1 protein-coding gene is annotated in these 222 nt (G+C 54.5%); it reads left to right on the top strand.

All coding sequences use genetic code 11. The annotated features are described in order from the left end of the window. Positions 1-222, top strand: a 222-nt coding sequence (locus H6B10_RS16755; RefSeq protein ID WP_204652494.1) for a hypothetical protein, incomplete at both ends; no start/stop codon positions are given.

Below are 222 nucleotides of genomic sequence, written 5' to 3'. Positions count from 1 at the left end.
GCGCCAAGGAATGCAACGCTTTGCTTGCACCCGGTATGGCGGCGCAGCAAATCATACACGCCACCGGCTGCTGCCAAAGATACCGCTGTTTGGAAAACCAAAAAACTGTCGGCGGCCTGTGAAACATTCAGCTTTGACCCGGGCTACCTGTTCTCAAAATTCCGTCTGGCCAACCACCCCACATGGGGGCTCGCTATGCTGGCTGCTATTCCGGAATTTTTT

Origin of the sequence: Gemmiger formicilis, assembly GCF_016901605.1 — a bacterium.
Classification (GTDB): Bacteria; Bacillota; Clostridia; order Oscillospirales; family Ruminococcaceae; genus Gemmiger; species Gemmiger formicilis_B.
The sequence above is the reverse complement of the archived record's forward strand: the minus strand, read 5'-3'. Positions and strand labels throughout refer to the sequence as shown.